Source organism: Nisaea acidiphila (assembly GCF_024662015.1).
In the GTDB taxonomy this organism is placed as follows: domain Bacteria; phylum Pseudomonadota; class Alphaproteobacteria; order Thalassobaculales; family Thalassobaculaceae; genus Nisaea; species Nisaea acidiphila.
In genome coordinates, this window is record NZ_CP102480.1 from 3,065,793 (window position 1) to 3,085,453 (window position 19,661).

The following is a 19,661-nucleotide window of genomic DNA, read 5'->3' on the forward strand; positions in this document are numbered from 1 at the left end:
CCGATGCCGGAGCGGTCAGGCGCGCCTGAAATCGACGCGCTCGAGCGCGCATTCGCGGAGGCTCACGAGGGCGGAAACGGATACGCTTTCGCATCGGCGCCGATTGCTGTGTCCGCACTGCTCGATCTGCTCGATAGCGGGGCCCATATCCTCGTTTCCGAAGGGCTGCAGGCCGACACCTACCGGATGATCGAGGGAATCCGCCGCCGCTCGGCGGGGCTCAGGGTCGGTTTTGTCGACATGGCGGATCTCGCGGCCGTCGAGCAGGCTCTGACGAGCGAGACCCGCCTTCTCTGGATCGAAACGCTGGCCGGCCCGCGTCTGTCCGATCCGGATCTGCGGGCAGTCGCGCGGCTTGCGCGGGAGCGCGATGTCTATACGGCCGTCGATGTATCCGCTGCGACCCATGTCCGTTCGCGTCCCCTGGAGCAGGGCGTTCACATCGTCTATTCCTCCGCGCCGGGACTGTCCTTGGGCGGCGTAGCGGGTGGCACGCGCGGCGGCCTTGTCGCGTTTGCGGCGGAACCTGGCTTCGCTGAGGACCGCTTCGCATTTTTGCAGCGCGCCTACGATGCATTGCCGGAACCGGATCAGGCTGCCGCGCTGCTCGACGCTCTGGAGCGTATCCCCGAGGAAATGGCGGCGAGAACCGCCTGCGCCGGGGAACTCGCGGAGCTTCTTGCGGGCGAGACGTTCGTCTCTGAGCTTCTCTTTCCAGAGCGGGGCGCTGCCGAGCTTTCGGTTGTTTTCGAAGGAACGGCGGGTGAGGTCGCTTCCGCGCTCGCGCGTCTCGACCTGTTCACTCAGGCTTTGTCGGCCGGGCGTCCCGGAACCTATTGGCATTACGCGCGCCGAACTTATGAGGCGGTTCCGGACGAGATTCGGCTGGCGCTCGGGATCCCGGACGGGATCGTCCGTTTCGGTGTGCCGGCGGGCGAGGCGCCGGAGCTGCTGGACGATTTCCGCCGCGCGTTCGGCTGATTTGCCGGATTTCCGCGGTCCGTGATTGAATTTTTCACCGACTGCAACTATCTTTGGAGTCGAATTCCGGATCGGTTCGGTTTTTCGGTTGGAGAATAAAATGGCTGTCGGACCAGCGACCAGCGCATCGATATCTGATCTTCGGGGCCTTGTTCAGCCCCAGGAACCCGTGCGTCCGGCGCCAGAGGAGCAGGCTGCCGCGGAACAGGATTCCGGTGTCGACACAGCCCAACTCGATACGGCGGCCAGCCAACCGGCGGCCGGTGTTCAGGAATCACCGAGTAATCGCGGCGAGAATGATAACCCCGGTGTCGCTGCGCAGGCGCGGGACGACCGGTTGCCGAATTCCGGTGACCCGAACAGGGGAACGACCCTCGATATCGCCGTGTGAGTCGTGGCGTGATCGGGTGAGTTCAGAAGCGGCCGCAAGCGGCCGCTTTTTTGTTTTGGGGCCGGCGGGGAGCTGACTGCGGGAGGGCCAAAGATGCCCGACAGGACGATCTGCGCTGTGTTTTCGCTGGCAGCGGCGCTGGCTGTTTTCCTCGCGCCCGATTTGTCTTCCGCTTCGGACGGCGGCCCCGCGGTTCGCTTCGTCGACGAGAACATCCCCAAATTCCGGGCGAAGAAGGAAATGATCGCCGAATACGGCGCGCGGTACGACGTTCTGCACAACCGGCTGATTGAGCGGAACCGCGCGGGCGAAGATCTTCCGTGTTCGACGCAGATCCTGAATGAGGTCGGATGGTGGATCAAATACTCCACCGAGCGCGAAACGGTCGAACGGCGTCTCGACGATCTGGAGCGGAGCCTCGCCCCGGACTATCGCGACCAGAGCGCCGCGAGGAAACAGTCCGCCGAAGACGGGTCCTGGGGCGGATGCTATGAGCCCTGGTTCTTCCGCGCCTGGAACAGTGTCGATCCGCTCCGGGAAGTGCTGCTCTCAGGGGAGCGGCCCGAGTATCCCCTGCATTTCCTGAAGGAAGTCGAAACCCCTGAGCTGATAGCAGCGCGGCTCCGAGGGCTGATTGTCTCGCGCCCGGCCAAGGATGGCAGGAACAACCGCAAGGAACTGAACCTCACCGTCACCGGCCTCGGTCAACTGCTCTGGCTGCCTCTGTTCGAGGATGTCGTCTCCGAAATCGTGCCGCGCGCGGCGCTCGGCGCGGCCTTGATCGAGGTGATGGACGAGGAATGGCAGGACCCCGAGACGGGCTACTGGGGCGCCTGGTACGAGGCGGACGATGGCCGGATCGTCAAGACGGAGGATCTCAGCATCACCTTTCACATCGTCAGCTACCGCTCGGGCGACGTGCCGCGGCGTGAGAAGCTGATCGAGACGCTGTTCCTCACGCGGGAGCGGCCCTATCCATACGGCTGGCAGGATCGGGGCACACAGAACACCCACCATACCTACGACGTCGTCCGGATCATCGAGCTGGTCTGGCCAGATCTGGATGCCTATCAGCGGGCGCGCGCCAGGGCCGAGATTGTCATCATCCTCTCCCGCGCCCTGCGCATTGCGCTCCAGCAGGACGGCAGCTTCGACCCAGCGCCCTATAACAGCGTGGCGGAGGCCTACTATTTCGGTGTCTCCCTGCTGGATGCTGCGGGCTATCTCGATCCCGAGAAACGCTTCTGGGCGGAGAAGTGGAAATTCGAGGCCCGGACGCGCACGCGGGCCAGGATCATCGCGCGGCTCGAAGAACTCGATAGCGACGCGCCGATGGCGAAGGCCGCCCTCCGCAAACTGTACAAATCTCCCGAACAGGCCTTTTAGCGCGAGGTGCCGGATGCAAGCATCCGCTCCATCCGGGCCAGACGTCCCTCCATCTCCGCAATTCCGCGGGCGTTGATTTCGGTATCGACCGCGAGGCTGGAGAGGGCCATCACCGTGGCCATGAAACCGGCTTCCAGTTCCTCCAGCGGCGTCGTTTCAGCGGGAGCCGCGGCATGAGTCCGGGCAGCGGAGCCCGCATAGAACCCGATCGTTCCGGCAACGATGGCAGTTGCGACAAGAGCGCTGATCGATCTCATATGTTTTTCTCCCAGGCTATTCGCCTTTGCAGTCACCGGTCGCGTAGGTGTTCTTCACCCGGCAACTGGTGCTCAGATTGACGACGAAATTGCCGGAGCAGCTCTGACGCGTGATCCAGGCGGTATATCCGTCGACGCGCGGAGAATCGCCGCCGGCCCGCTCGGCGCTGACCGTAACGGATTTGACGTCGCTCTGCGGGATTTTGGCACTTTCCAATGCCTCGGCTATCTGCGTTTCGCATTGTGCCAAGGCCGTCTCCGCGGAAAGCGCGACCAGAAGGGCTGCCGCGGCGAATGCGCCAGACCTCCAAAATTTTTGCTTCATCGTCATATACCGGTCTCTTGAAGTGGCTGCTACCAATCAGTTAGCTCCGCCGGGCCCACGATCCAGTGTTGCGTGCAATTTCGGGGCGCTACTTCGGGCATGGGTGCCGTGTTAGAATTGCGCCTCTCTCGATCCTGTTTGAGCAGGAAATTGGAGGCCCATCATGAAGTCCTTCACCTGGGGCGCGATGGCAGCGCTGTTGGTTGCGACGGGCGTGCAGAACGAGTCTCGGGCACTTGAGATCGTCAATCCGCCCATTCTGGAGCCGCTGGTTGCCAACGGGACGCTGCCGCCGGCCTCGGAGCGCGTTCCGGAGCATCCCAGGGTAATGGATTTCTCCGCGCCCGGTCTTCGCATCGGCCGGCATGGTGGCCGGATCGAGTCCCTGATCCGGAAGGAGAAAGACGTCAAACTGCTGACCGTCTATGGCTATGCGCGTCTGGTCGGCTTCGACAGTGAATTCCGTCTCGTCGCGGATATCCTTGAGAGCTATGAGGTCGAGGACGGACGCGTCTTCACCTTTCGCCTGCGCAAGGGACATCGCTGGTCGGACGGGCAACCGTTCACCGCCGAGGACTTCCGGTTCTGGTGGGAGGATGTGGCGACGAACGAAAAACTCCGTCCGGCGGGCCCTCCCAGTACCATGCTTGTCGACGGCAAGCCGCCGCGTTTCTCTGTGCTCGACGCGGAGACCGTCCGTTATGAATGGGACGCGCCGAATCCCGATTTCCTGGCGCGCCTGGCGGGCGCATCGCCGCTCTATATCTACGCGCCCGCGCATTACCTGAAACAGTTCCATGAAGCCTACGCCGACCCGGATGTGCTGCCGCGGAAAGTGGAAGCGGCGGGATATCGCACCTGGGCGGAGTTGTTCGATGCCGTCGACAATCTCTATTTCGCCAACGATCCGGACCTGCCGTCGCTGCAGCCCTGGGTGAACGGGACGCGCCCGCCGAATACCCGGTTCGTGGCCCGGCGAAACCCGTATTACCATCGGGTTGACCCTGAGGGCCGCCAGCTGCCTTATGCGGACGAGCTGATCCTGACCGTCACGGCGGGCGGGCTGATTCCGGTCAAGACGGGTGCGGGCGAGAGCAACCTCCAGTCGCGTGGTCTTTCGTTGAAGGATTACGTGTTCCTTCGCGAGGCAGAGGAGCGCAGCGGTTACCGCACCTATCTCTGGACCTCGGCGCTCGGCTCGGAAGTCGCGCTCTTCTTCAACTTCAATGTGTCGGATCCGGTCTGGGCCAATGTGATCCGCGACGTGCGTTTCCGGCGGGCGATGAGCCTCGCGGTGAACCGGCATGAGATCAATCAGGTGCTCTATTTCGGGCTCGCCAAGGAGGGCGCGGACACGGTTTCCGCCGACAGTCCACTCTACCGGCCGGAGCTGGCATCGGCCTGGTCCGGTTTCGATCCCGGACAGGCGGAGCAATTGCTCGACGCCGCCGGGCTCACCCGGGGCGCGGACGGTCTCCGGCGCCTGCCGGACGGTCGCCCGCTGACGGTGATCGCCGAGACGGCGGGGGAACAGGGTGCGCAGGTCGATACCCTGCTGCTGGTCAAGGACAGCTGGGAGCGCATCGGGGTCAAGCTCATCATCAAGCCGATGCAGCGCGAGCTTCTGCGCAAGCGGATAGCGTCCGGAGAGTCCGTTCTGGCGGTCTGGACCGGGCTGCCGAACGCCGTCGCGACACGGGAGACCAGCCCGAAGGACCTGGTGCCCTACAGCCAGTACGATTTCCAGTGGCCGTCATGGGGCGCCTATTACGAATCCGGCGGCCATATGGGCACAGAGCCGGATCTGCCCGAGGTGCGCCGGCTCGCCGAGCTCTACAAGCTGTGGCGCGCCGCCGGCAGCGATGCGGCCCGGCGCGCGGCCTGGGACGAGATCCTCTCGATCCGTGCGGATCAGGTCTATTCGATCGGCACCGTATCCGCCTCGGGGCAGCCCGTCGTGGTCGGCGACGGACTGGTCAACGTTCCGAAGCAAGCCGTCTACAACTGGCATCCCGGCGCCTTCTTCGGAGTTTATGCGCCGGACATCTTCTGGTTCGACAGATAGACCCTGACCGGCTCACACGGTCTGCCCGAGCGGGTGTTGATGGTAGCGCTTCAGCGTGACCGCGACGGCGGAGGCCGCGGCGACCTTTAGTGCGTCGCCCGGAATGAAGGGCAACGAGCCAAAGAGCGCCTTGTCGAGCGGAATGCCGGCGACCGCGGACATCCAGGCAAGGCCGCCCGCATAGACGACGAGGATGCCGCCCGCCACGTTGATAAGGATGGCGTGCTTCAGGTCGTAGCGTGACCAGCTTTTCTCTGTCATCCAGCCGATCGCGAAGGCGGCGACTGGCCAGGAGAAGAGGAAGCCGGCGGTGACGCCTGCGAAAACCGCCGCGCCGCCGCGTCCTCCGGCAAGCAACGGCAGTCCAAGCGCCACCAGTACCAGAAAGACGACGAGTGCGAGCCCGCCACGGCGGGCGCCGAGCAATGAGCCGGCCAGCATGACGCCGAGCGTCTGCGCCGTCACCGGAACGCCGGTCAGCGGCAGGGTCAGGGCGGGGAACAGGCCGAGCACCGCGGTGATGGCGGCGAGAAGCGCGATCAGGACAAGGTCGCGTGTAGACATGAACGTGGGCTTTCCAAATCGTCCGGTTACAGGTCGATCCCGCGGGCCTCGATGGCCTCGGCGATCCGGTCTGCGCGGCGCAGGGTCTGGATCGTCACCGGGATCAGGAGGGCCAGCGGATTGCCGCCGAGCCCGCGCGCCTGCTGCGCGGCGCGCACCGACATCCATGTGTCGGCAAGGACGGGAATGAAGCGGATTGTCAGGGCAAAGACAAGACTGATCTTCGCCGGATTGAAGCCGAAGACCGCCAGCGGGCCGAGGCCTTTCTCCAGCACCGCCATCATACCGGAAACCGTCGTCGTAAGCGTCAGCAGCAGTCCCGCGGCGACGATTGTCGCGAAGCGCAATGCCAGGAGCGTACCGGTCTCGACGGATGTGAAAACGGCGTGTGCGGCGAAGAAGAGGGCCAGAACCGCGAAGAGTGGAACCGCTTGCCGCAGCACCGGTTTGAGAGGGAGTCGGGCCGCCGGGAACCCGGTCAGAACCAATGCCAGCCCGATGGCGAGATGCGACGGGTCGTCCGTCAGCAAGACGGCAATGCCGATTGCGAACAAGGTTGCGAGCTTTGCACCGGCAGGCATCCGGTGCAGCGGCGAGTTTCCAGGTTGATAGAGTGTCAGGTTCATCCGGCGAGGCTTCTATAGCGGGCGATCACGTCGGCCGGCGCGCCGTCCGCCAGCACCCGTCCGGAGTCCAGGAGAAGAACCCGCTCGAAGCCCGCGGCGATTTCAAGATCGTGGGTCACGCATATGACGGTTTCCTCCAGGCCGTCCATCGCATCCAGAATCCGGCGCCGGTTCCGGAGGTCGAGCAGGGTCGTCGGCTCGTCGAGCACCAGATAGCGCGGCGCGCGGAGCAGGATGTTGGCGAGCGCCAGCAACTGTTTCTCGCCGCCGCTGAGGTAATGCGCGGGCTGCTGACGCAGGTCTTTAAGGCCGAAGCGGGAGAGGATCCGTTCGATCGCGGCGTCTTCTCCGTCCTTGTCCAGTTTCAGCGCCTTCAGGCTGAAGCGGAGATCCTCCTCGACCAGCGGCATGACGATCTGGTCGTCCGGGTCCTGGAAGAGGAAGCCGACAAGCGCTCTTACGCCGCGCGGGGCCTTTGCCGTATCTATTCCGTCTATGAGGACGCGGCCAGAACTCGGCTTGGCGAGACCGTTCAGGAGCCGTGCGAAAGTCGATTTCCCGGAACCATTGGCCCCGATGATTGCGATACGCCGTTCGCTCAGGGAGAGAGATATATCCCTGAGAATTGTGCGTCCGGGAACTTCGACACATGCATTTTCGAAAACGATCAAGCGGCCCGTCCTTCCTGCGCGCCTTCTGCCTCAGACGGGAAGGGTACGGCAAGGCAAATCCTGATCGTGGCGGCCGGGCACTCTATCCTGCGGTTGACGAACGGACCTGTACTCGCGTCAAAGTGCAGCATTGCAACAAAAGGGATTCTCAGACGCGCCTTTCCATGCATCATGGGAAAAAATCGAACCTAAAGGGGGCGAGCCCCAAAACGCCGCCGGTACTGTCATGAAACGGACCTCCGTCACGCTCCTTGCGTTCCTGCTGATTCTGGCAGTCGGCTCGGGCATCTCTTACTGGGTTTATCAGAAGCAATATGGCGAGCTCGTTGCCGAGGGCCGATCCCAGCTTGACGTGGCGCGGGAGTCCTTCACGCGGGAACTGAACCGTCTGTTCGAACCGGGGCCTGCGGTTTACGAGGCCGTTACTGATGCACGGTTGTCCGAGCGCTCAGAAGAAGAGGCAAGGGATCTCTTTTTTGCCATCGCAACCGGACCGGTCCGGCGCACACGGCAGATCAACGGGATTTTCCTCGGCTTTCCCGACGGGCGCTTCCTCCATGTTCAGGACCTTGTCCCGTCCAGCAAGAGCGGTTTCGCCGGCGGTCTCACGCGCAGGGTAATCGACGATCCCGATTCGCGGCCCGAGGGGCGCTGGCTCCAGCCGGGCGACGGGCCGGGGCTCTGGGCTGAGAAACAGATTGAGGCCGCGCCGTACGATCCGCGCGAGCGGCCATGGTTCAAGGCGGCCGCTGTAACCAAGCATCCCGTCTGGACGAAGCCCTATGTGTTCGCTTCGAGCGGGTCGCTCGGCGTCACCTATGCGCACAGCATTTACCGGGAGGACGGAACACTTTGGGGCGTTCTCGGGGTCGATCTTTCGCTCGCATCCCTGTCGCTGACCCTTCTCGACGCCGCGAATACCCTGACGAGGTTCGACGACCTGGTTTTCGCCACCGACCTTGCGGGGCGGATGCTGGCCCATCCGGACCTGGTGCGGGCGCGCCCGTCCGAACGCGAGGATGTCGAGGCCTTCCTGTCGCGCTACCGGGCGGAAGAGTCGGTCGAGAGCATCCTGATCGACTCGGTGAAGCGGAGCGGAGCCGTACGGGTCGTCGACACGAAGGAGGGGGCATATCTCGCAACCAAATCGGTGCTCGACCCTAATCTCGCGATGCCGATCAGCATCTATCTGGCGCAGGATATGGATACCATCCTGACCGAGGCAGACCGGACATTGCTCCGCAACGTGGCCTTGCTGTTCATCGCGATCGTCGCCTTCGGCACGGTATCCTTCTATGTCGTGAAACTTGGAGTGGAGGTGGCGGCGCGGGTCAAGGCCGAGGCGGATCTGGTCGAGGCGCGCGATACGGCGGAAGCGGCCACGCGTGCGAAGTCGGCTTTTCTTGCGACGATGAGCCATGAGATCCGGACGCCGATGAACGGCGTGATGTCGATGGCTGAGCTGCTTTCTGTCAGCAAGCTCGATGCCGAGCAGAGCAGCATGGCCCGGGTCATTCGGCAGTCGGCAAGCGCGTTGCTCACGATCATCGACGACATCCTCGACTTCTCGAAGATAGAGGCGGGAAAGCTCGATGTAGAAAATGTCGAGCTTTCCTTGATGGATTGCGTCGACGGCGCGGCGGAGATCATCGCACCTCGGGCGGAGGAGAAAGGTCTCTCCCTCATCGTCGACATCCAGACAGACCTGGCCGACAAGCGGTTGGGAGACCCGACCCGGCTGCGCCAGATTTTGCTCAATCTCGGCGGCAATGCCGTGAAATTCACCGAGCGCGGCGAGGTCCGGATCCGCGTGCGGGCGCTCCCGACCCGAGGCGCCGACTGGCTGCGTTTCGAGATCTCCGATACCGGGATAGGTCTGACGGACGAGCAGCGCGGTCTGTTGTTCCAGCCATTTGTCCAAGCTGATCAGTCCACTGCTCGGAAGTTCGGCGGCACGGGGCTTGGCCTTTCGATCTGCCGGCGGCTGTGTGAACTCATGGATGGCCGGATTGGAGTTGAAAGTCGTATCGGCGAGGGTGCGACTTTCTGGTTCGAGCTGCCGATGAAGGTGATGGAGAGCGGGGTTCCGAAGCCGGAATTTGACTTGTCGCCGGCCCGTGTCGTCGTGGTTGGCTTGGATCCGTCCGAAGCCGAAGTCGCGGCGCGGTACCTGCAGGCCGGCGGCGTGACCGATTTGGCGATGCGCGGGGAAGTAGGGCGCGATCCCGCGCCGGGAGACCTCGTGATATCCGGTACATTCGCGGCGCCCGAGGATGCCGAACGTCTTTGCAGAGCGGATGGCAAATTGGCTCTCTACGGGGGCCGCGAACAATTGGCGACTCTGCCGTCGGACATCCAGAAGCGTGTCGTTTTCCGGATTTCCATGCCGCTCACTCGGCCGAAGCTCTGGGATGCTATTGCCGTTTCGCTTGGATTGAAACGGAGCGACGAGGGAGATGGTGAACGGCGTCCGGATCTTGCCTTTGCTCCCCCCTCGGCGGAAGAAGCCCGTGCCGTCTCGGCGCTGGTGCTCGTCGCAGAGGACAATCAGACGAATCAGACCGTAATCCGAAAAATGTTGTCACGGATGGGATATGCGGTGGAAGTCACGCCGGACGGTCTGGCGGCCCTCGATGCATTGGCACGGGGAGGGCACGGACTTCTGCTGACAGATATCAACATGCCCGAAATGGACGGTTTCGAGCTTGCGCGTACGGTGCGCAGAGAGGAAGCTGACACTCGCCTGCCTATCATCGCGCTCACTGCGGACGCGATGTCGGAGACGGAGTTAGAATGCAATGCAGCCGGAATGGACGGCTGTCTTACCAAGCCGATCGATAGTCTGGCGCTCGGTTCGGTGCTCGCGGAATATCTGCCGCAAGCACAGAATCTCCGGCGGCCTGCCAACACCGCTGCTGAAACCGGGGCGAATACCGCCGAAAAGTGGGACCGGGAGATCTTCGACCCCTCGTCGATGGAAGAGGCCTTTGGCGGGCTGAATGACGAGGCAAAAGAATTCGTAAGGTCTGCCCGCGCGGTCTGGGGCACCCGGATCGAAGAGATAGCCCACGCGCTCGCGAATGAAGATCGAAAATCGGCCCGGAGCGCCGCACACTCTCTGAAAGGCGCTGCGCTTTCAGTCGGCGCGCTGAGACTTGGGCGGATCGCGGGTGACCTGCAATCGGCGCTGGATCAGGACGATGATGCGATGGCGTCCATCATGGTCGAGATCCTTCAACCGACCCTCGTCGAGTTCGACGAGACCACGGAGAAGATATTCGCAGTCCGGGGGCAGGAGGCATGAGTGGTTCGAACTATGAAATGATGCGGGTGCTGGTCTTGGAGGATGAGCTCCATATTCGCAGGATCGTCGTCCGGCTGCTCAGGGAAATTGGCTTCGACACGATCTACGAGGTGAGCGACGGCATTGACGGCATGAAGGAACTTTTGAGGGTCAATCCCGACCTGATTATCTGCGATGTGCACATGGAGCCGATGGGCGGTCTCAAATTTCTTTCGACGATCCGCAATTTGAAGAAATCCGATGTGGCGAATTTGCCGGTGATTTTTCTGACCGCCGATGCCGACATCGATACCGTGATGAAGGCCAAGGAACTGCGCGTCGACGGCTATATCGCGAAGCCGGTCTCGTTGACTCAATTGAAAACCAAGATCGACACGGTGCTGGCGGAACACAAGGCGCGTGCGGAGGGGTGACCGCTCAATCCTGCGCTTTCCGAGGTGACGGCAACAGGGGCGCGGTCCTTCCGAGAGTCTTGCTGATAAGTTCCCTGCTGCGTGCGGGTTTCGGGATCAGACCGGACTTCGCGGCATGCCAGGCCGCGAGCGTGTCTATCAGGAATGCCGGGCCGCGTTCCGGCGTGAGGCCGCCGAAGCTCCACGACCACCGTCCCGGTCCAAGGATCGATGCACGGCAGCGTTTCCGGCAATTTCCAAGGCATGCGACCGGTCGCACGACGGCCTCTGGCGCATTTGGATGTGCAACCAGAAGGTCGTGCGTCGCCGCTAGCAGTCTCTGGCCTGCGGTGACGGCTGTGCGCTTGCCGGCATGAGGATGCGTGCACTCGATGCAGATCTGGATTTCGGCCGGCGCGGCGCTCATTGCACCGGTCCCGCGAGGCCCGTCGGGACGATGGCGAGCCTACCCGACGAAGTGCGGGAAACTTCCGCGGTGACCCGGTACAGGTCCGCGAGACTGTCCGGCGTCATCACGTGTTCCGGCGTTCCCTCGGCGACGATCCGGCCGTCGCCGAGACCGATCATTCGCTCGGCGAAACGCCCTGCCAGCGTCAGGTCGTGCATGGCCGCCAGAACCACGATGTTCCGCTCGCGGCAGAGGTCGGCAACGGTATCGAGCACCAGCAGCTGATGGCGCAAGTCGAGAGCCGCGGTCGGCTCGTCCAGAAGCAAAACGTCCGGGGAGCGCACCAAAGCTTGCGCGAGATACACCATCTGACGCTGTCCGCCGCTCAAGGCAGAGATGGCGACATCCTGCTTGTCCGTCAAACCGAACAGATGAAGGACGTCGCGGGATGCTTCGATGTCGCTGCGGGCGACCCTGAGGCCGAGTTTGCCCAACCTTCCGAGCAGGGTGACTTCGAGCGCTGTCAGGGACGACGCAGCCGCCGTATCCTGAGGCATGTAGGCGATCCGCCCCGCCGGGGCCGCGTCGCCGGCGAGCGCGATCGTGCCCCCATGGCGCTGTAGTCCCGCGATGGCTCTCAACAGGCTCGACTTTCCGGTGCCGTTAGGACCGATCAGGGCTCCGGGGGAGCCGGACGGGAGATGGAAGGTCACATCCTGGAGTACGGTATTGCGCCCGTAGGCGACCGACAGATTATCGACGGTGAGCATCACCAGAAGGTCCTCCGCTGGGTGACGATGATTCCAAGCAGAAACGGTACGCCGACGACGGCGGTGACGATTCCGATCGGCACCACCGCGCCGGGGGCGATGAGTTTGGAGGCGATCGAGGCGCCGATCATGAGCGCGGCGCCGACGATGGCGGAAAGGGGCAGTAGCGCACGCTGGTCCTCGCCGACGAGCATCCGGGCGACGTGTGGGGCGACCAGCCCGATGAAACCGACGGTCCCCACGAACGAGACTGCGCCGGCGGTCAGCAGGGACACGATCGCGAAACTGCGCAGCCGTAACCGCTCCGTGTTGACGCCGAGACTGGTTGCTCTCTGGTCGCCGAGACGGAGCGCGGTCAACCGCCAGATATCCGGCAGCAGCAGGCACAATCCGGCGGCAAGAATGGCTCCGGACACCCAGACGCTCGTCCAGTCCGCCTTCAGAAGGCTGCCGAAGGTCCAGAACACGATCTCCTGAAGCACTTCCGGCGCCGCCATGTACTGAACCAGGGACTGCAGCGACTGGAACAGGAACAGTGTGGCGATGCCCGCCAGGATCATCGTTTCAGCTTTCAATCCTTTAACCCGCGCCAGCCCGAGCACCAGCATCGCGGACAGGGTCGCGGCCGCGAATGCCGCTACCGGCACCGAGAAAGCGGGCAGGACTGGCAGGGTGAACCCCGTCAGGATCGCCAAGGCGGCTCCAAAGCCCGCAGCGGCGGAAAAGCCCAGCGTGTAGGGACTCGCGAGCGGGTTGCCGAGGATCGTCTGCATCAGTGCCCCGCCGACGCCGAGCGATGCGCCGACGACGATCCCGGTAAGTGTCATCGGGAGTCTTATGTCGTGCACGATCACGCCGGCCATCGTGTCAGCCCTGCCGTCCGCGTTGACAAGGGCGGCCAGTACGTCGCCGACCGCCAGAAAAGACGGGCCGACGAGGATGTCGATCACGGTGCCGGCCGTCAGGCCGAGGAGCGCGCCGAGGGTCACCGCCACGCGGCGGAACATCAGACGGGTATATCCGTCCCGCTCCGCCATGTGCGGATGCGTTGCGATTGCCATGGAAAAATACCTTTCCTGCCAGCAAGCAAGTCATGCCGGGACGGCAGAACCCGTCCCGGCATGAGGAGAGGGCTCAGTCGGCCCGCATCATGAAGGTGCCGTTGGCTTCGATCGGGAGCCATTCCTCGTAGAACCTGCGATGGTTTTCGACCGGATCGATATCCGCGAATGCCTCGGGGTGGATCGCTTTGGCGATGAACTGGAGGAAGGCGAAATCGTAGAGGGTCCGCGCGCCGCCGTGATAGACGACATAGACGTCGCCGGTCTCGACCGCGGGCAGCTTGCTCCAGCCGGGCCGTGCCTTGAAGGGGGCGACCCGTTCCCGCGTGAGGGTTTCCGAATGGTCGAAGCCAAGCAGGATCGCCTGATCTCGTCCACGCCAATCCGATCCGGCGAAGAGCACGATTTCCGGCTTCGAGGCGAGGACATATTCCGGGTTGAGCGGGGAAGAGGTGGTGATCTTCCCGTCGGCGATGTTCGTTCCGCCAGCCATGCCGATCACGCGGCCCCACATATGACCGGCATAGCTGTTGCCGTATTTGTCCGGGCCGGAGTTCCCGAGTTCTACATAGACCTTCTTCGCGCCGCCCTTGGCCGATCCGACCCGGTCCAGCACATCCCGCACCGCATTCTCATATTGCGCGGCGAGGGCGGTCGCCCGCTCCTCAGTCGCCATGACCCGGCCGATCAGACGGGTGCTGACGAGATGTTTCTCGAGCGTCTGCGCATTGTAGTCGGCGACAACGACCGGGATGCCCGCCTTCTCAAGTTTCTGTACGGCATTGCCGAGCATGCGGTACTGCCACGCGGCGAGGATTGCGACGTCCGGCTTCGAAACCAGTGCGGCTTCGATATTGAAGGTTCCCGCATCGACTTCGCCGATATCGGTCAGTTTCTCCAGCCGCGGGTCGATCGCCGTATAGGCCTTCCACTGGGAATTGCGCCAACCTTCCCAGGCATCGCGGGAGATCGCGACCACGCGGCTATAGGCATCGGGCCCGACGATGGCGTAAAAATCCTCGAAATAGAAACCGAGAAGTACACGTTTCGCCCCGTGCGGGACCGCGACCTCGCGGCCGAGCGTGTCGGTCACTGTGATCGTTTCGGCGGCGCGGCCGGAAGCAGGAGACAAGGCGACGAGAAGAAGCGCGGCGACGGCGACAGCCGTCGCGCCCATGCGCGATAGACGGAACATAAGACAGTCCTTTCAAGAAATCCGATTGGCGTGCCTGAGGCACGGATTGGTGCAATCAGATCTCGAAAGGCGGTGCCCGGGTGACATAGGAGCCGGAGGCGGCGTTCCCGCGAACCGTCTGTTCATCGAGAGACGTGCGGAGCGTGTGACCGGTATCGTACCGCGTGCAGGACCCGTCCGACGGCGGGACCGGGAGAAGGCTCGCGCCGAAAGACTGGCACCAGTCGCAGCGCTCGGTTCCGGCGGGAGTTTCGACCGGCTGTCCGTTCTCGCCGAGTGCGACAAGGCGAAAGCCGTCCGGCGTACAGAGCGAGACGATCTGGCTCGCATTACCAGTCCCGAGTGCACGCAAGGCATCGGTGGACGGGCCGCTGAGAATTCCGGTCATCGCAAACTGCGCCGTGAGCCAGAGCATCACTGGGATCAGTGCGAGTAATCGGAGCCGGCGGCAGCTGCGCATCGGGTTCAGTCGGAAAGTGGAACGGAAACCGCGGGACTGTGTCCCGGCTGCCGGAGAAAAACAACCAATAACGCGCCCTGGTGTTTAGATCCTCGGTAAACTGCAAGGAATCGTCACGCCGACAAGAATGCGGTTCGGGCCCCTTCATGAATTTTGACTTAACGCTTGGTGAACTTTCATCCGGCAACCGGTGCCAGGGGCAAATGTCATATTTGGATCATGCACCGCCGCTACCTTCGGGCGGTGCCGGAGTCTCTCGGAAGAATGGAGGGAGCCCGCAGACCGCAGCCGCTGATCGGCTGCCCGGTCAGACAAACGAACGCTATGAAGGTGAGATATGACCAACCTGACGAATCAGACCACGGTTGCGAAGGACCATGACCTGTCCTTCGACGATTGGGACGAAGTGAATTCTCCGCGCCCGGAGCTATGCGATTTCGACCATGTCGTCGATAAGGCCATGAGCCGCCGCGGCTTCCTTGGTGCCTTGACCGTGTTCGGCGCCTCGAGCTTCTTGATGGGGACCTCCGCCCTCACACCGGCCGAAGCGGCCTCGCGCCTCTCCTTCGAGCAGGTGGCGGCGAACACGCTCGACACCGTCACTCTGCCGAAAGGCTATAATTGGAGCATCGTCGCGACCTGGGGGCAGCCACTCTGGTCCCGCGGCACGGAGTTCGACGAGGCTACGCGCGGCACCGGTGCGAGCCAGGAACTGGCCTTTGGCGACAATACTGACGGCATGGCGATGTTCGTCGATGGCGACAAGCATGTTCTCGCGATCAACAACGAATACACCAACCGCTCGATCATTTACGGCGCCCGCGAGAGCAAGCTGCCGGAAAATGCTGACGACGTCCGCAAGGGCAAGGCGGCCCACGGTGTCTCGGTCGTCGAGGTGAAGGAAGCGGGGGGCCGCTGGAACATCGTCACCGACTCGCCGCTGAACCGGCGCATCACGGCCGACACGCCGATGGAACTGACTGGACCGGCGCGCGGCCACGACCTCCTCAAGACCGCGGCCGATCCGAGCGGCACGACGTCGCTCGGCACCTGGAACAATTGCGGTAATGGCCGGACGCCCTGGGGCACTTATCTAGCCTGCGAAGAGAACTTCAACGGCTACTTCTCCTCCAGCGACGAGAACTACAAACCGAGCGCGGAACTTTCCCGCTATGGGGTGAAGACCAAGGACTGGGGCTATGCCTGGGCCACCGCCGACGAGCGGTTCGACATCTCCAAGCACCCGCACGAGCCGAACCGGGCCGGCTACATCGTCGAAATCGATCCGTTCGACCCGGCCTCGACGCCGAAGAAGCGTACTGCCATGGGCCGTTTCAAGCATGAGAATGCAGAGCTGGTGATCGCTTCCAACGGACAGGCCGTCGTCTATATGGGCGACGACGAACGCGGCGAGTTCCTCTACAAATTCGTTTCCGACGGCACCTACGCTGTTGGCGGGGACAACAGCGACCTGCTGGAAACCGGCTCGCTCTTCGTCGCCAAGTTCAATGACGATGGTACCGGCGAATGGCTTGCGCTGACCCCGGAAACGACAGGCATGTCCCGGGCCGAAATCTCGATCCATACCCGCATCGCGGCCTCCAAGGTCGGCGCCACCACGATGGACCGTCCGGAGTGGGTCTCGTCGCACCCGAAAAAGGCAGAAGTCTATTGCTGCCTGACCAACAACAAGAACCGCGGTGTGAAGCCGAACGCCGGCGGCGACGACACGTCGGTCAACGGCCCGAACCCGCGCGAGAAGAACAATTACGGTCAGATCGTGCGCTGGCAGCCGGAAGGCGGCGACCATGTCGCGAGCGGTTTCAACTGGAATTTGTTCGTACTCGCCGGCAATCCAACGGTACATTCCGACGCCTATGCGGGCTCGGCCAATGTCAATGCCGACAACATGTTCAACTCGCCGGACGGCCTTGCCTTCGACACCACCGGTCTGCTCTGGATTCAGACGGACGGCAATTACAAGAACGAAGGCGATTTCGCTGGTCAAGGCAACAACCAGATGCTGGTCGGCGATCCGGAAACCGGAGAGATCAAGCGTTTCCTTGTCGGGCCGAAAGAGTGTGAGGTGACCGGAATCACTTGGAGTCCTGATCGCCGCACCCTTTTCGTCGGCATCCAGCACCCGGGCGAGAAAAGCAATAGCCACTTCCCCGGGGGCGGCGCTTCGGTACCGCGCTCCTGCGTCATTGCTATCAAGCGCGACGATAATGGCCTGATCGGCTGACGCGTTTGATCTTTTGAAGCTGACGGCCGACTGCATCTGCGGTCGGCCGTTTTCTTTGCCTTGACCGATCTGCGTGCGCGAACCGGACGTATCTTCCGCATGTGTCAGGCAAAGGAAAGAAGATGCCGGGCAATTTGGTATTGATTCTCGGCGATCAGCTCTCGCCTTCGATTTCGTCGCTGCAACAGGCAGACAGGGCGCGCGACCGCGTGCTGATCGCGGAGGTTTCCGCCGAGGCGACCTACGTGAAGCATCACAAGAAGAAGATCGCCTTCCTGTTTTCGGCTATGCGTCACTTCGCCGAGGAATTGAGAGCGGACGGCTGGCAGCTCGACTATGTGCGGCTGGACGATGCGGAGAATACCGGGACGCTTTCAGGCGAGGTCGCCCGGTTCGCGGAGCGGCACGACGTCCGGCGCATCGTTCTGACGGAACCCGGCGAATGGCGCCTCGCGCGCGATATCGATGCATGGTCGGCGGAATTGAACCGCCCGGTCGATGTCCTGCCGGACGAAAGGTTCGTCGCGAGCCGGGAGGAATTCGCCGCCTGGGCGGACGGGCGCAAGCAGCTCCGGATGGAATATTTCTACCGCGAGATGCGGCGCAAAACCGGTTTGCTGATGGATGGAGACCGGCCCATCGGCGGCAAGTGGAACTTCGATGCGGAGAACCGCAAAGCGGCCTCGTCGGATCTGTTCATGCCGGCTCCGCTTGGCATCGAACCGGACGGGATCACCCGCGAAGTGCTGGATCTCGTCGGACGGGAATTCGCCGGCCATATCGGCGATCTCGAACCGTTTTGGTTCGCGGTGACCCGGGACGACGCGGAAGCGGCATTCGAGCTGTTCGTGCGTGAGGCGCTTCCCCGTTTTGGCGATTTTCAGGACGCGATGCTGCGCGGGGAGAAGTTCCTCTATCACTCCGTCGTCAGCCTCTACATCAATGCGGGGCTGCTCGAACCGCTCGCGGTCTGCCGCCGTGTCGAGGCGGCTTATGCAGCCGGTGACGTGCCGCTTAACGCCGCGGAAGGGTTCATCCGGCAGATCATCGGCTGGCGCGAATATGTCCGCGGCATCTACTGGCTGAAAATGCCTGATTATGCGTGCTCGAATTTCTTCGGCGCGGACCGCCCGCTCCCGGAATTCTACTGGAGCGGTGAGACGGATATGGCCTGCCTCGCGGCCGCGGTCCGACAGACGCGGGAAGAGGCCTATGCCCACCACATCCAGCGCCTGATGGTGACAGGCAACTTCGCGATGCTGGCAGGAATCGAACCGCGGCAGGTGCATGAATGGTATCTCGCCGTCTATGCGGATGCCTATGAATGGGTGGAACTGCCGAACACACTCGGCATGAGCCAGTTTGCCGATGGCGGGTTGCTCGGCTCCAAGCCCTATGCCGCCGGCGGCAATTATATCAACAAGATGTCCGACTATTGTGGCGCCTGCCGGTTCGATGTGAAGCAGAAGACCGGAGACAGTGCCTGTCCGTTCAATTACCTCTACTGGGATTTCCTCGCTCGGAACCGGGACAAGCTAGACGGAAATCCGCGCTTGGGCCCCGTCTATCGGACGTGGGACCGGATGACGGCAGACAAGCAGGCATCTTACCGCGAGAGTGCCGCCGAATTTCTCGCGACGCTCTTCTGACGGCCGTTCCGTTTGCTTTGTCGGCAGCGCTCTGAGCAATACCGCACCTCATCCCAGACCCTTGCCCATTTCCGGCGCCAAGCGAAGGAGCGCTTGCAGACCGGGCAGAGTTTTTCCGGCAGTTCGCCCTTCCGTCGCATCCTCATCGCAGCTCCCGAGAGATCCCGGTCCCGGATACGCGCCGGACCGCAACAGGGATCAGTTGCAGGAGCGTGAACAGACGGCGCGCGCGGAATCCTCTAGGATGCCGCCTCAATCCGGAGGTTCCATGACAACGATCGAGTATTTCTACGCCGCCTATTCCGGCTACGCCTATATCGGCTCGGCCCTGTTCAGGGAAATCGCCGCGGAAGCGGGGGCGACGGTGGTGCACCGCCCCTTCCAGCTCCGCACCCTGGTCGCCGCCCGCGGCAATGCGGAAAGGGTGCTGGATCCGGTCTACCGCAACTACGCCTTCCGCCGGGAGATCGAGCGCTGGGCGGAATATCGCGCGGTGCGAACGCTCGGGCACGGACCGACACATCACCAGAAATCTTACGAGACGGCCAACCGGATGCTGATCGCCGCCGGGGAGACGGGGAGCGGCACGGACGATCTCGCGCATGCCTTCCTTGAGGCCCATTGGGCCGACGATGCCGATCTTTCCGACACGGGTACCCTCACTGCGCTCGCGGATGCCGTCGGACTTGACGGAGCTGCGCTCCTCCGCGCGGCGGCCACGCCGGACGTCGGTGCGCGTCACGAGGAGAATACGGAGGAAGCGATACGGCGCGGCTTTTTCGGCTCGCCGACCTATGTGGTCGATGGCGACCCATTTTACGGGCAGGACCGGCTGGAGCTGGTGGCGCGGGCCCTGGAGCGGCCCTTCGCGGACAAGTGGGCGCCGCTGGCCTGAACTTGAGCTATCAAG

At 63.0% G+C, this 19,661-nt stretch carries 20 protein-coding genes; 9 read left to right on the forward strand and 11 right to left on the reverse strand.

Annotated features, from left to right (window positions below):
- Positions 1-3: 3 nt before the first annotated feature.
- The 3 genes from NUH88_RS14180 (at position 4) to NUH88_RS14190 (ending at position 2,758) form a co-directional block, all read left to right on the forward strand.
- Positions 4-981, forward strand: a complete 978-nt coding sequence (locus tag NUH88_RS14180) for a PLP-dependent transferase (protein ID WP_257767064.1) — start codon at positions 4-6, stop codon at positions 979-981.
- Positions 982-1,081: 100 nt separating this feature from the next.
- Positions 1,082-1,372 carry a hypothetical protein gene (locus tag NUH88_RS14185; RefSeq protein WP_257767065.1) on the forward strand — a complete coding sequence of 97 codons (291 nt, stop codon included), beginning with the start codon at positions 1,082-1,084 and terminating at the stop codon, positions 1,370-1,372.
- Positions 1,373-1,465: 93 nt separating this feature from the next.
- On the forward strand, positions 1,466-2,758 hold the full coding sequence (locus NUH88_RS14190) for a hypothetical protein (protein ID WP_257767066.1): 1,293 nt from the start codon (positions 1,466-1,468) through the stop codon (positions 2,756-2,758).
- Here NUH88_RS14190 and NUH88_RS14195 read toward each other — a convergent pair.
- A complete protein-coding gene (locus NUH88_RS14195; protein WP_257767067.1) occupies positions 2,755-3,015 on the reverse strand; it encodes a hypothetical protein in 261 nt (86 codons plus the stop codon). The genes NUH88_RS14190 and NUH88_RS14195 overlap by 4 nt on opposite strands.
- A gap of 16 nt (positions 3,016-3,031) precedes the next feature.
- Positions 3,032-3,265, reverse strand: coding sequence for a hypothetical protein (locus NUH88_RS14200; protein ID WP_257767068.1), 234 nt, complete (start codon positions 3,263-3,265; stop codon positions 3,032-3,034).
- Between the two features lie 238 nt (positions 3,266-3,503).
- Here NUH88_RS14200 and NUH88_RS14205 point away from each other — a divergent pair, with 238 nt between their 5' ends.
- On the forward strand, positions 3,504-5,405 hold the full coding sequence (locus NUH88_RS14205) for an ABC transporter substrate-binding protein (protein ID WP_257767069.1): 1,902 nt from the start codon (positions 3,504-3,506) through the stop codon (positions 5,403-5,405).
- A 12-nt stretch (positions 5,406-5,417) separates the two neighbouring features.
- Here NUH88_RS14205 and NUH88_RS14210 read toward each other — a convergent pair whose 3' ends face one another.
- The 3 genes from NUH88_RS14210 to NUH88_RS14220 are packed head-to-tail and all read right to left on the reverse strand — an operon-like array spanning position 5,418 to position 7,266.
- The gene (locus NUH88_RS14210; RefSeq protein WP_257767070.1) at positions 5,418-5,969 is read right to left on the reverse strand and encodes a biotin transporter BioY; all 552 of its coding nucleotides are present in this window, start codon (positions 5,967-5,969) and stop codon (positions 5,418-5,420) included.
- A 26-nt stretch (positions 5,970-5,995) separates the two neighbouring features.
- Positions 5,996-6,595 (reverse strand): energy-coupling factor transporter transmembrane component T family protein, encoded by a 600-nt coding sequence (locus tag NUH88_RS14215; protein WP_257767071.1) that lies wholly within the window; start codon positions 6,593-6,595, stop codon positions 5,996-5,998.
- Positions 6,592-7,266, reverse strand: a complete 675-nt coding sequence (locus tag NUH88_RS14220; RefSeq protein WP_308220063.1) for an energy-coupling factor ABC transporter ATP-binding protein — start codon at positions 7,264-7,266, stop codon at positions 6,592-6,594. The genes NUH88_RS14215 and NUH88_RS14220 overlap by 4 nt, the downstream gene beginning before the upstream one ends.
- Positions 7,267-7,492: 226 nt before the next feature.
- On the opposite strand from NUH88_RS14220, the gene NUH88_RS14225 reads away from it, so the two are divergent.
- The gene (locus NUH88_RS14225; RefSeq protein WP_257767072.1) at positions 7,493-10,570 is read left to right on the forward strand and encodes a hybrid sensor histidine kinase/response regulator; all 3,078 of its coding nucleotides are present in this window, start codon (positions 7,493-7,495) and stop codon (positions 10,568-10,570) included.
- Entirely contained in the window at positions 10,567-10,983 is a 417-nt protein-coding gene (locus tag NUH88_RS14230) for a response regulator (protein WP_257767073.1), read from the forward strand. The genes NUH88_RS14225 and NUH88_RS14230 overlap by 4 nt, the downstream gene beginning before the upstream one ends.
- Positions 10,984-10,987: 4 nt before the next feature.
- Here NUH88_RS14230 and NUH88_RS14235 read toward each other — a convergent pair whose 3' ends face one another.
- The 5 genes from NUH88_RS14235 to NUH88_RS14255 form a co-directional block, all read right to left on the reverse strand.
- Positions 10,988-11,389, reverse strand: a complete 402-nt coding sequence (locus NUH88_RS14235) for a DUF1636 family protein (RefSeq protein ID WP_257767074.1) — start codon at positions 11,387-11,389, stop codon at positions 10,988-10,990.
- Positions 11,386-12,141: an ABC transporter ATP-binding protein gene (locus NUH88_RS14240; RefSeq protein ID WP_257767075.1), complete on the reverse strand. Its 756-nt coding sequence runs from the start codon at positions 12,139-12,141 to the stop codon at positions 11,386-11,388. The genes NUH88_RS14235 and NUH88_RS14240 overlap by 4 nt, the downstream gene beginning before the upstream one ends.
- Entirely contained in the window at positions 12,141-13,202 is a 1,062-nt protein-coding gene (locus NUH88_RS14245; protein WP_257767076.1) for a FecCD family ABC transporter permease, read from the reverse strand. The genes NUH88_RS14240 and NUH88_RS14245 overlap by 1 nt, the downstream gene beginning before the upstream one ends.
- A 73-nt stretch (positions 13,203-13,275) precedes the next feature.
- Entirely contained in the window at positions 13,276-14,397 is a 1,122-nt protein-coding gene (locus NUH88_RS14250; protein WP_257767077.1) for an ABC transporter substrate-binding protein, read from the reverse strand.
- Positions 14,398-14,452: 55 nt separating this feature from the next.
- A complete protein-coding gene (locus NUH88_RS14255) occupies positions 14,453-14,785 on the reverse strand; it encodes a hypothetical protein (RefSeq protein ID WP_257767078.1) in 333 nt (110 codons plus the stop codon).
- A 409-nt stretch (positions 14,786-15,194) separates the two neighbouring features.
- Between NUH88_RS14255 and NUH88_RS14260 the strand changes: the two genes are divergently transcribed.
- A complete protein-coding gene (locus NUH88_RS14260; protein WP_257767079.1) occupies positions 15,195-17,102 on the forward strand; it encodes a PhoX family protein in 1,908 nt (635 codons plus the stop codon).
- Positions 17,103-17,224: 122 nt separating this feature from the next.
- Positions 17,225-18,751, forward strand: a complete 1,527-nt coding sequence (locus NUH88_RS14265; RefSeq protein ID WP_257767080.1) for a cryptochrome/photolyase family protein — start codon at positions 17,225-17,227, stop codon at positions 18,749-18,751.
- Here NUH88_RS14265 and NUH88_RS14270 read toward each other — a convergent pair.
- Positions 18,709-18,897: a DUF2256 domain-containing protein gene (locus tag NUH88_RS14270; protein WP_257767081.1), complete on the reverse strand. Its 189-nt coding sequence runs from the start codon at positions 18,895-18,897 to the stop codon at positions 18,709-18,711. The genes NUH88_RS14265 and NUH88_RS14270 overlap by 43 nt on opposite strands.
- A gap of 122 nt (positions 18,898-19,019) precedes the next feature.
- Here NUH88_RS14270 and NUH88_RS14275 point away from each other — a divergent pair, with 122 nt between their 5' ends.
- Positions 19,020-19,646: a 2-hydroxychromene-2-carboxylate isomerase gene (locus NUH88_RS14275; RefSeq protein WP_257767082.1), complete on the forward strand. Its 627-nt coding sequence runs from the start codon at positions 19,020-19,022 to the stop codon at positions 19,644-19,646.
- Positions 19,647-19,661 lie beyond the last annotated feature (15 nt).